The 11,315-nt window shown below is 61.1% G+C and carries 9 protein-coding genes; 6 read left to right on the top strand and 3 right to left on the bottom strand.

All coding sequences use genetic code 11. From position 1 onward, the window contains the following. Positions 1–72: 72 nt before the first annotated feature. Positions 73–561: an Lrp/AsnC ligand binding domain-containing protein gene (locus tag ACW9JE_RS23990; protein ID WP_077044780.1), complete on the bottom strand. Its 489-nt coding sequence runs from the start codon at positions 559–561 to the stop codon at positions 73–75. A 157-nt stretch (positions 562–718) separates the two neighbouring features. Here ACW9JE_RS23990 and dadA point away from each other — a divergent pair, with 157 nt between their 5' ends. From dadA to ACW9JE_RS23965, 5 genes are all read left to right on the top strand, one after another. Beyond that, positions 719–2,023 (top strand): D-amino acid dehydrogenase, encoded by a 1,305-nt coding sequence (gene dadA, locus ACW9JE_RS23985; RefSeq protein ID WP_457434153.1) that lies wholly within the window; start codon positions 719–721, stop codon positions 2,021–2,023. Positions 2,024–2,153: 130 nt separating this feature from the next. After that, positions 2,154–3,227, top strand: a complete 1,074-nt coding sequence (alr, locus tag ACW9JE_RS23980) for an alanine racemase (RefSeq protein WP_224540777.1) — start codon at positions 2,154–2,156, stop codon at positions 3,225–3,227. Positions 3,228–3,355: 128 nt separating this feature from the next. Then, entirely contained in the window at positions 3,356–3,904 is a 549-nt protein-coding gene (locus tag ACW9JE_RS23975; protein WP_224540775.1) for a cupin domain-containing protein, read from the top strand. 182 nt (positions 3,905–4,086) lie between these two features. After that, positions 4,087–4,500, top strand: a complete 414-nt coding sequence (locus ACW9JE_RS23970) for a c-type cytochrome (protein WP_318011780.1) — start codon at positions 4,087–4,089, stop codon at positions 4,498–4,500. A gap of 136 nt (positions 4,501–4,636) precedes the next feature. Continuing rightward, positions 4,637–6,559 carry an acetyl-CoA hydrolase/transferase C-terminal domain-containing protein gene (locus ACW9JE_RS23965; RefSeq protein WP_457434152.1) on the top strand — a complete coding sequence of 641 codons (1,923 nt, stop codon included), beginning with the start codon at positions 4,637–4,639 and terminating at the stop codon, positions 6,557–6,559. Positions 6,560–6,676: 117 nt separating this feature from the next. Here ACW9JE_RS23965 and ACW9JE_RS23960 read toward each other — a convergent pair whose 3' ends face one another. Both ACW9JE_RS23960 and rep read right to left on the bottom strand, forming a co-directional pair. Then, positions 6,677–7,249, bottom strand: a complete 573-nt coding sequence (locus ACW9JE_RS23960) for a xanthine phosphoribosyltransferase (RefSeq protein WP_110965510.1) — start codon at positions 7,247–7,249, stop codon at positions 6,677–6,679. Between the two features lie 57 nt (positions 7,250–7,306). Next, on the bottom strand, positions 7,307–9,316 hold the full coding sequence (gene rep, locus ACW9JE_RS23955; protein WP_224540770.1) for a DNA helicase Rep: 2,010 nt from the start codon (positions 9,314–9,316) through the stop codon (positions 7,307–7,309). A 265-nt stretch (positions 9,317–9,581) separates the two neighbouring features. Between rep and ACW9JE_RS23950 the strand changes: the two genes are divergently transcribed. Next, positions 9,582–11,255, top strand: coding sequence for a putative bifunctional diguanylate cyclase/phosphodiesterase (locus tag ACW9JE_RS23950; RefSeq protein ID WP_224540767.1), 1,674 nt, complete (start codon positions 9,582–9,584; stop codon positions 11,253–11,255). Positions 11,256–11,315: the final 60 nt, after the last annotated feature.

Here is an 11,315-nt window from a genome sequence, read left to right as displayed (position 1 = left end):
GGGGCTGTGTACACAGATCCATTGTGGGAGCGAGCCTGCTCGCGATGGGGTCGGCACAGCCCCCAAAAAACCTCAATCCGGAATCGGCAGACTCAAACTCTCCTTCACCTCTTCCATCACGATATAGCTCTTGGATTCGCGCACATGCGGCAGCTTGAGCAAGATATCCCCCAGCAGCTTGCGATACGAAGCCATCTCCGAAATCCGCGCCTTCACCAGGTAGTCGAAATCCCCCGACACCAGATGGCACTCCAGCACATGGGGCAATTTGAGCACCGCACGCCGGAACTCCTCGAAGGTATCGCCGGACTTGTAATCCAGGCTGATCTCCACGAACACCAACAGGCTGCCCTTGAGGTGCTGCGGATTGAGCCGCGCGTTGTAGCCCATGATGATCCCTTCGCGCTCCAGGCGCCGGACCCGCTCGGTGCAGGGCGTGGTCGACAGCCCGACCTTTTCCCCAAGCTCGGTGAAGGAAATGCGCCCGTCCGCTTGCAGGATCCGCAGGATGGCGCGGTCGATCTTGTCCAGCTCCCGCTTGGTCTGAGTGTTGGTACGCATAGGGGATGCGCCTCCGTAAAAAGGGTTTTTGCCGAGAATTGTCGCCAAATATAGGCGCTTATATAGTGAAAATCACTGGGCAATCTTTCTTACACTGCGCACATCTAGAGCTCTGTACTTCACACGTCAGCGGTCAGCCGCGATGAGGGATATGAAAATGCGCGTTATGGTCTTGGGTAGCGGCGTCATCGGCACCACCAGTGCTTATTATCTGGCCCGTGCCGGGTTTGAAGTGGTGGTGGTCGACCGGCAGCCGGCTGCTGCCATGGAGACCAGTTTCGCCAACGCCGGCCAGGTGTCGCCAGGTTATGCCTCGCCGTGGGCCGCGCCAGGCGTGCCGCTCAAGGCCATCAAGTGGCTGCTGCAGCGTCACGCACCGCTGGCGATCAAGGCCACTGGCGACATCGACCAGTACCTGTGGATGGCCCAGATGCTGCGCAACTGCACCGCCAGCCGTTATGCGGTGAACAAGGAGCGCATGGTTCGTCTGTCCGAGTACAGCCGTGACTGCCTCGACGAACTGCGCGCGGAAACCGGCATCGAATACGAAGGCCGCAGCCTGGGTACCACCCAGCTGTTCCGCACCCAGGCTCAACTGGATGGCGCCGCAAAAGACATCGCCGTGCTGAAAGAGTCCGGCGTGCCGTTCGAACTGCTCGACCGCGAAGGCATTGCCCGCGTCGAACCGGCCCTGGCCAGCGTCACCGATATCCTCTCCGGTGCCCTGCGTCTGCCGAACGACCAGACCGGCGACTGCCAGATGTTCACCACCAAGCTCGCGCAAATGGCTGCGGATCTGGGCGTGGAATTCCGTTTCGGTCAGGACATCCAGCGTCTGGATTTCGCCGGCGACCGCATCAACGGTGTGTGGATCGATGGCAAGCTGGAAACCGCCGACCGCTACGTGCTGGCGCTGGGCAGCTACTCGCCGCAACTGCTCAAGCCGCTGGGCATCAAGGCACCGGTGTATCCGCTCAAGGGTTACTCCATGACCGTGCCGATCACCAACCCGGCGATGGCCCCGACTTCGACCATTCTGGACGAAACCTACAAGGTCGCGATCACCCGTTTCGACAACCGCATCCGTGTTGGCGGCATGGCGGAAATCGCCGGTTTCGACCTGTCGCTGAACCCGCGTCGCCGCGAAACCCTGGAGATGATCGTCAACGATCTGTATCCACAGGGCGGCAACCTGGCCGAAGCCAGCTTCTGGACCGGCCTGCGTCCGACCACTCCGGATGGCACCCCGATTGTCGGCGGCACCGCGTTCAAGAACCTGTTCCTGAACACCGGTCACGGCACTCTCGGCTGGACCATGGCCTGTGGTTCGGGTCGCCTGCTGGCGGATCTGATGGCGAAGAAAAAGCCGCAGATCAGCGCCGAAGGCCTGGATATTTCCCGTTATGGCAGCAAGCAACAGGAATCGTCGAAACACGTAAGCCCGGCGCCTGCTCACCAGTGATCAGGTGCTGTTGGTGATAGCGCTTGCTTGAACCGGCCTGCAAAATCCCTCTCCCGGCGCTACTGGCGGTTTACACGCCCTCAGCCAGCGCCGGTTTTTCTTCCCAACGACCGACCAGAAGTCTGCCGCCATGCGTCCTGCCCGTGCCCTGATCGACCTTCAAGCCCTGCGTCACAACTACCGGATCGCCCGTGAAGTCACGGGGGCCCGCGCCCTCGCGGTGATCAAAGCCGATGCCTATGGTCATGGCGCGGTGCGTTGCGCCCAGGCACTTGAGGCCGAAGCCGACGGTTTTGCCGTGGCCTGCATCGAAGAGGCCTTGGAGCTGCGGGCTGCCGGTATTCGCGCACGGGTGTTGCTGCTGGAAGGTTTCTTCGAAGCCGATGAGCTGTCGCTGATCGTCGAGCATGATTTCTGGTGCGTGGTGCATTCATTGTGGCAGCTCGAGGCGATCGAGAAGGCCGCGCTGAGCAAACCGATTGTGGTCTGGCTCAAGCTCGATTCGGGCATGCATCGTGTAGGCCTGCATCCGAAGGATTATCAGACGGCCTATCAGCGTCTGCTGGCCAGCGGCAACGTGGCGAAGATCGTGTTGATGAGCCACTTCGCCCGTGCCGACGAATTGAACAGCGAGGCCAGCACCGAGCAGGTCGCGGTATTCGAAGCGGCGCGTCAGGGCCTGTCGGCCGAAGTCAGCCTGCGCAACTCGCCGGCGGTGCTGGGTTGGCCGCAGATCCCGAGCGACTGGGTGCGTCCGGGCATCATGCTCTACGGCGCGACCCCGTTCGAAGAGGCCAACGCCGTGGCTTCGCGCCTGCAACCGGTGATGACCCTGGAATCGAAAGTGATCAGCGTGCGTGAGCTGCCGGCCGGCGAGCCGATTGGCTACGGCGCCCGCTTCGTTACGCCCAAGCCGATGCGCGTCGGTGTGGTGGCCATGGGGTATGCCGACGGTTATCCGCGTCTGGCTCCGACCGGCACGCCGGTGCTGGTGGCCGGGCAGCGCAGCCAGTTGATCGGCCGGGTATCGATGGACATGCTGTGCGTCGACCTGACCGATATTCCGCAGGCCGGGCTGGGCTCCACCGTGGAGTTGTGGGGCAAAAACATCCTCGCCAGTGACGTCGCAATCGCGGCCGGCACCATTCCCTACCAGATCTTCTGCAATCTGCGCCGTGTGCCAATGCTCTATTCCGGGAGCTGACGCCGGACCGCACCCGCCGGAAGTCGCCGGGCCGAACGGGATTCAGGTCGAGGTGTTGTAAATACTGAACGCTGTCGCCATGATATCGATCAATATTTCAACAACCTTGACTCCTGGAGGCGCAAGCTTTGGACGTCGGTGAACGACTGCAATCGATCCGAAAGCTCAAAGGGCTTTCCCAGCGTGAGCTCGCCAAACGCGCGGGCGTGACCAACAGCACCATCTCGATGATCGAGAAGAACAGCGTCAGCCCCTCGATCAGTTCGCTGCGCAAAGTGCTGGGCGGGATTCCCATGTCCATGGTCGAGTTCTTTTCCGAAGAAATCCTCCAGGAAACACCGACCCAGGTCGTCTACAAGGCCAACGAGCTGATCGACATTTCCGATGGCGCCGTGACCATGAAACTGGTCGGCCGCGCTCACCCGAGCCGCGCTATCGCCTTCCTCAATGAAATCTACCCGCCAGGCGCCGACACCGGTGAAGAGATGCTCACCCACGAAGGCGAGGAAACCGGCATTTTGGTGGAAGGTCGGCTTGAGTTGGTCGTCGGGCTTGAAACTTTTGTGCTCGAAGCTGGCGATAGCTACTACTTTGAAAGTACCAAGCCGCATCGTTTCCGTAATCCGTTCGATGCGCCGGCGCGACTAATCAGCGCAGCTACACCCGCGAATTTTTAAGCAAAGAGGCGCCCTGCCAGTACGGCCGAGGCACCCGAGTCGTTTAACCGTTGCGCAACAAGACCCCTTCGACTTTGGGGTTGTTTCAGTGTCGCGGGCTAACCGCTATACTTGCGCCCGCCTGCGAACCGTGGCCGTAGGCGTGACTAGCCACCATTGAGGGTGAACGCGTGAACCTAATTATGAAAATGCTGGCTGCACCAGCAACCGTACTGGCCCTCTGGGCTGTCAGCGCTCAAGCTGCGACGAATGACGATATTGCCAAACGCCTCGAGCCAGTCGGCCAGGTGTGTGTTCAGGGCAAGGAATGCAAGGGGATGGAAGTGGCGGCTGCCGCAAGTGGCGGTGCTGCGAAGACGCCGGACGAAGTGATTGCCAAGCACTGCAACGCTTGCCACGGTACCGGCCTGCTGGGTGCTCCGAAAATTGGTGATGCCGCAGCCTGGAAAGAACGTGCCGATCACCAGGGCGGTCTCGACGGCATCCTGGCCAAAGCCATTACCGGTATCAACGCGATGCCGCCTAAAGGCACCTGCGCCGATTGCTCCGATGATGAGCTAAAGGGCGCCATCCAGAAGATGTCCGGCCTGAAATAAGCCTGCCGCTTCGCACCAGAAAAGCCGCTTACGAGCGGCTTTTTTGTGTCTGCAAGTTGCCCCGAGCCTGTTCATTGCAGCAAAGACCCGGCAAGCTCGGTCCAACCCCACGTCATGGAATGCTAGGGAGTTTCCGATGGTGCAGCTATGTTCTATCGAGCAGGCGGTCGATGAGGTGTTGGCGCGCTTGCCGGCGCATATCCACATGGGTCTGCCCCTGGGCCTGGGCAAGCCCAACCCTTTCGTCAACGCGTTGTATCGGCGGGTCGCGCAGATGCCGCAGCGACAACTGACGATCTATACCGCCCTGTGTCTGGGCCGCCCGGCATTGGGCGATGGCTTGCAGAAGCGCTTTATCGAGCCTTTCCTTGAACGGGTCTTCGGTGATTATCCGGAACTCGCATTCCTTGCCGATCTTCAGCGCGACAGCTTGCCGGGCAATATCCACATCCAGCAATTCTTCCTCCAGCCCGGCAGTCTGCTCAACAGCGCGCCGGCCCAGCAGGATTACGTCAGCAGCAACTACAGCCACGCCGCGCGGGACATCAATGCCGCCGGACTGAACCTGGTGGCGCAGATGGTTGCCAGCGACGCCGATCATCCCGATCGCCTGAGCCTGAGTTGCAACCCCGACATCACCCTCGACCTGTTGCCGATGATCGCCAAGCGTCGCGCCGCCGGGGAGACGATCCTGATGCTCGGCCAGGTGCACGACGATTTGTCCTATATGCCCGGCGATGCCGAGGTAGGCATCGACACTTTCGACCTGCTGATCGACGAGAAGGACAGCACCACGCTGTTCTCCACGCCGAACATGCCGGTGGGTTTCCAGGACCACTTCATCGGCCTGCACGCCAGTACGCTGGTGCGCGACGGCGGCACACTGCAGATCGGCATCGGTTCCATGGGCGATGCGCTGACGGCGGCATTGTTGGCGCGCCAGGCCGATAACGATGACTACAAGGCGTTGCTGACGGAAGTGAACCTGAGCCCGTGGGCGCAGCTGATCGAGCGCGAAGGCGGCCTCGAACCTTTCGCCCGGGGCCTCTACGGTTGCAGCGAAATGTTCGTCAACGGCCTGCTGGTGCTGGCCGATGCCGGCATCGTGCGGCGTAAGGTCTACCCGGATGTATCGACGCAGCAGCAGGCGAATGCCGGCACCCTGGATGAAGCGGCGCAGACCGACGGCATCTCGGTGCATGGCGGCTTCTTCCTCGGCCCGCGCAGTTTCTACGAGCGGTTGCGCGAGTTGCCGCAAAGCAAGCGGCTCGAATTCAACATGACCCGCATCAGCTACATCAACGAGCTGTACGGCCAGGAAGAGCTCAAGCGCTTGCAGCGCCTCGATGCGCGGTTCATCAACACCGCCTTCACCATGACCCTGCTCGGCGCCGGTGTGGCGGATCAGCTGGAAGACGGGCGCGTGCTCAGTGGCGTCGGCGGGCAATACAACTTCGTGGTGCAGGGGCACGCGCTGGACGGGGCGCGCTCGGTGTTGCTGCTGCGCAGTTGGCGCGAGTCGGGTGGGGTGGTCAGCTCCAACATCGTCTGGGAGTACGGCCACTGCACGATTCCGCGGCATCTGCGCGACATCGTGGTCACCGAATACGGCATCGCCGATCTGCGCGGCAAGACCGATGCGGCGGTAATCGAGGCGCTGCTCAACATCAGCGACTCACGGTTTCAGCAGGGGTTGATGGAGCAGGCGCAGAAGGTCGGGAAACTGCCGAAGGATTTCCGCCTCGATCCACGATTCACCGACAACCATCCGCAGCGTTTGCAGGAGATTCAGGCGCGGCATGGGCATCTGTTTCCGGAGTATCCGCTGGGCTGTGATTTCACCGAGGTGGAGCGGGATCTGTTGCGGGCGCTGAACTGGTTGAAGAGCAAGTTCAAGCTCAGCGAGGTGCTGGAGTTGGGCAAGGCGGCGCTGGATGCGCCTGCGCCGGATGCTTTTCCGGAGCACCTGGAGAGGATGCAACTGAGCAAGCCAGATGGGCTGAAAGAGGATCTGTTTCAGCGACTGCTGCTCACAGGCCTGAAGGCTACCTCGCAATAACAGACAACTTAAAACCCTGTGGGAGCGGGCTTGCCCGCGATGGCGATAGAACAGCCAACATCAATGTTGAATGTTAAGCCGCCATCGCGGGCAAGCCCGCTCCCACAGGTTTAAAGGTCACTCGATAAAAGTGACTACACCACCAGCCAACGACTTCACCCGAGCCAGCGACTCAACGCGATAACCCTGCGAATCCAGCTCCGCACGCCCACCCTGGAACGACTTCTCGATCACGATCCCCAGGCCCGCCACCGTAGCGCCGGCCTGCTTGATGATCGAGATCAGCGCCTGGGACGCCTTACCGTTGGCCAAAAAGTCATCGATGATCAGCACGCGGTCGCTGCTGGTCAGGTGGCGCGGGGAGATCGCCACGGTGCTTTCGGTCTGCTTGGTGAACGAGTACACGGTCGCCGACAGCAGGTTTTCGGTCAGAGTCAGGGACTGGTGTTTGCGGGCGAAAATCACCGGCACGCCCAGGTTCAGGCCGGTCATGATCGCCGGGGCGATGCCCGAGGCTTCGATGGTGACGATCTTGGTGATGCCCGAATCCTTGAACAGCGCGGCGAATTCGTCGCCGATCTGCTTCATCAGGGCCGGGTCGATCTGGTGGTTCAGAAAGGCGTCGACTTTCAGGACCTGGTCGGAAAGCACGATGCCTTCTTCGCGGATTTTTTTGTGCAGGGCTTCCATGAAGCTGTCCTCAATTGGCGCCGTTGGCGCCGAAGGTCAATGTAAAAGTGGTCAATTCTAGCGCTTTAACATCGCGCGTATATCTGCCAATGCGCTATTGCCGCGAACGGCTTTGACCTCGGTCGGGGTGTCGTCGTTGCCTTCCCAGGCCAGATCGTCCGGCGGCAGCTCATCGAGGAAGCGGCTCGGCGCGCAATCGATGATCTCGCCGTACTGCTTGCGCTTGGCGGCAAAGGTGAACGCCAGGGTCTGGCGAGCGCGGGTGATGCCCACGTAGGCCAGGCGGCGTTCCTCTTCGATGGTGTCGGCTTCGATGCTGGAACGGTGCGGGAGGATTTCCTCCTCCATGCCCATGATGAACACGTAGGGGAATTCCAGGCCCTTGGACGCGTGCAAGGTCATCATCTGCACGCCTTCGGCACCGTCTTCCTCTTCCTGCTGGCGCTCAAGCATGTCGCGCAGAACCAGCTTGCCGATGGCGTCTTCGACGGTCATCTCGCCGTCTTCGTCTTTTTCCAGGGTGTTCTTCAAGGCTTCGATCAAAAACCAGACGTTGCTCATCCGGTAGTCCGCGGCCTTGTCGCTGGAGCTGTTGGTGCGCAGCCAGTTCTCGTAGTCGATGTCCATGACCATGCTGCGCAGGGCCGAGATCGGGTCCTCGCCGGCACATTGCTCGCGCACCCGATCCATGAAGCGCTTGAAGCGCGACAGGCGATCGGTGAAACGGCTGTCCAGATGCTCGCCCAGGCCCATCTCGTCGGTGGCGGCGTACATCGAGATCTTGCGTTCAGTGGCGTAGTTGCCGAGCTTTTCCAGGGTGGTCGAGCCGATTTCCCGGCGCGGCACGTTGATCACCCGCAGGAAGGCGTTGTCGTCGTCCGGGTTCACGATCAGGCGGAAGTAGGCCATCAGGTCCTTCACTTCCTGGCGGCCGAAGAAGCTGTTGCCGCCGGACAGGCGATAAGGCACCTGGTGATGCTGCAGTTTCAGCTCGATCAGCTTGGCCTGGTAGTTGCCGCGATAGAGGATCGCGAAATCACTGTAAGGCCGGTCGGTGCGCAAGTGCAGGCTGAGGATTTCCATGGCCACGCGCTCGGCTTCGGCGTCTTCGTTGCGGCAGCGGATCACGCGGATCTCGTCGCCGTGGCCCATTTCACTCCACAGCTGCTTTTCGAATTCGTGGGGGTTGTTGGAGATCAGCACGTTCGCGCAGCGCAGGATGCGGCTGGTGGAGCGATAGTTCTGCTCGAGCATCACCACTTTCAAGGACGGATAGTCTTCCTTGAGCAGCATCAGGTTTTCCGGCCGCGCGCCGCGCCAGGCGTAGATCGACTGGTCGTCGTCGCCCACCACGGTGAACTGGTTGCGTGAACCGATGAGCATCTTCACCAGCAGGTACTGGCTGGCGTTGGTGTCCTGGTATTCGTCCACCAGCAGGTAGCGCACCTTGTTCTGCCACTTCTCCAGAATGTCGGCGTGATCTTCGAACAGCTTCACAGGCAGCAGGATCAGGTCGTCGAAGTCCACCGCATTGAACGCCTTGAGCGTGCGTTGGTAGTGGGTGTAGACGATGGCGGCGGTCTGTTCCTTGGGATTACGCGCGTTTTCCAGGGCCTGGGCCGGCAGGATCAGGTCGTTCTTCCAGGCGCCGATCATGTTCTTGATCTCGTCGACGCCGTCGTCGCCCGAGTATTCCTTCTGCATGATGTCGGTCATCAGGGACTTGACGTCGGTCTCGTCGAAAATCGAGAAACCGGGTTTGTAGCCCAGCCGTTCATGCTCCTTGCGGATGATGTTCAGGCCCAGGTTGTGGAAGGTACAAACTGTCAGGCCCCGGCCTTCGCCGGCGCGCAGCAGGGTCCCGACCCGTTCCTTCATCTCGCGCGCGGCCTTATTGGTAAAGGTCATGGCGACGATGTACTGGGCGCGGATGCCGCAGTTCTGGATCAGGTGCGCGATCTTGCGGGTGATCACGCTGGTCTTGCCGGAGCCGGCACCGGCGAGCACCAAAAGAGGGCCGCCGACGTAGTTCACGGCCTCTTGCTGCCGGGGATTGAGTCGGGACATAGCTAAATTCAGGGGTCGGTCACGAAATGGGCCGGCATTTTAACAGGCTCAGAGAATTGTGCTGCTCTCTCCGACTTGTGACGCGACTCGCGATTCATATTTGCCGGTTTTGTTACTTTCACGCAGGATGCGCAAAGAATTAACAGCTAATGTTCGTAATTCCGGATACAAAGGGCACGTTCGATAAGTGATGTCATTTGGTCATTGCTTGTCAGATCGGCATAATGCCTGTCGCCTACATCTTTGCAGAGTCTAGGGAGCTAGCTTGTCTACGCCTGTCGAACCCTTGCGTTTGCTGCTATTGGCCGAAGAGCCAGCGTGGGCAGCGTTGTTGCGCGAGTGTCTGGCTCCAATGGGGAGCTCGGCCGTGCTCATCAGCGCACCGAGTTGGGAGTCTGTCAGCAGTCTGTTCGATGACGACCGCAGCGCAGTGTTATTGACGATCCCGGCCCTCCAGCCGGCGCCGGGCCGTTGCCGTCTGCCAACGGTGCTGCTGCTAGACCACGAACCCCTGACCCCGCCCGACGGTGTAAGCGACTGGCTGGTCCGTGACCATCTCGACCCTGGCATGCTGCGTCGCTGCCTGCGTCATGTGCGCGAGCGCGGCGTGCTGGAAACCACTCTGCAACGCCTGGCCGAACAGGACCCGCTGACCGGCATCGCCAATCGCCAGGGCTTCCAGACCCTGCTAACTGCGCGACTGGCAGAAAACGATGGCCGCGGCCTGGCGCTGGGGCACCTCGATCTCGACAACTTCCGTTACGCCAACGACGCCCTCGGCCATCAGGCCGGCGACCGGCTGATCCTGCAGGTGGTTGCGCGGCTCAAAAGCCAGCTCGAAGTCGGCGACCAGCTGGCGCGTCTGGGCAGCGATGAATTCGCCTTGCTCATCGACACCCGCCGCGCCCCGCAGCGCGCGGAGTGGATGGCCGAACGCATCACCGAAGCGCTGGCTGAACCTTACTGGGTCGACGGCGAAAGCCTGTTGATCGGCTCCAGCCTGGGCATCGCCCACGCCCGGGCCCAGGGCGGCGCTGACCCGCTGATGTGGCACGCCCACATTGCCATGCAGCAGGCCAAGAGCACCCAGGGCTGCACCTTTCATATCTTCAACGAACGCATCAACCGCAATGCCCGCAGCATCGCTGATCTCGAAACCGAGCTGCGCCGGGCATTGCGCCGCGATGAGCTGGAATTGCATTACCAGCCACGCCTGAACCTCGAAGACGGTCAGATCGTCGGCCTCGAAGCCCTGGTGCGCTGGCGCCATGCCGAGCGCGGTCTGTTGCCGCCGAGCGAGTTCGTGCCATTGGCCGAGCAGAGCGGCCTGATCGTGCCGCTGGGTTACTGGGTAATTTCCCGAGCCCTGCGCGACATGCAGGCGCTACTGGAACTGGGTCTGCCGCCGTTGCACATGGCGATCAATCTGTCGTTCCGTCAATTCCAGGACAGCCAGCTGTTGTCGACCTTGAGCCGGCTGATTGCCGAGCGCGGCGTCGAGGCGCAATGGCTGGAATTCGAACTGACGGAGACCGCGGTCATGCGCCGCAGCGATCTGGTCAAGCAGACCATGGACGCCCTCGGACGCCTGGGCGTGCGCTTCTCCCTCGACGATTTCGGCACCGGGTTCTCGTCGTTCGTGCACCTCAACAGCCTGCCGATCACGCTGCTGAAGATCGACAAGAGCTTTGTCGGCGGCATGGAGCAGCGTGAGGAGAACCGCAAACTGGTCCACGCCATGATCAACCTGGCGCACAACCTCAACCTCGAAGTGGTGGCCGAAGGTGTGGAAACGCCGGAGCAGATGGAGTTGTTGCGCGGGTTCGAGTGCGATCAGGTGCAGGGGTATCTGATCAGCAAGCCGCTGGCGCTGGCGGATCTGGTGGAATACCTGACGTTTGGCAGCAATCAGCAGCCGGTGTTGGAAGTCGTGGTCTAACCACAAATACCTCTTGTAGGAGCGAGGCTTGCCCGCGAAGGCGGTGTGTCAGTCGACATA

Source organism: Pseudomonas sp. SDO55104_S430 (genome assembly GCF_054070595.1).
This window is presented reverse-complemented; position numbering and strand designations above follow the sequence as displayed.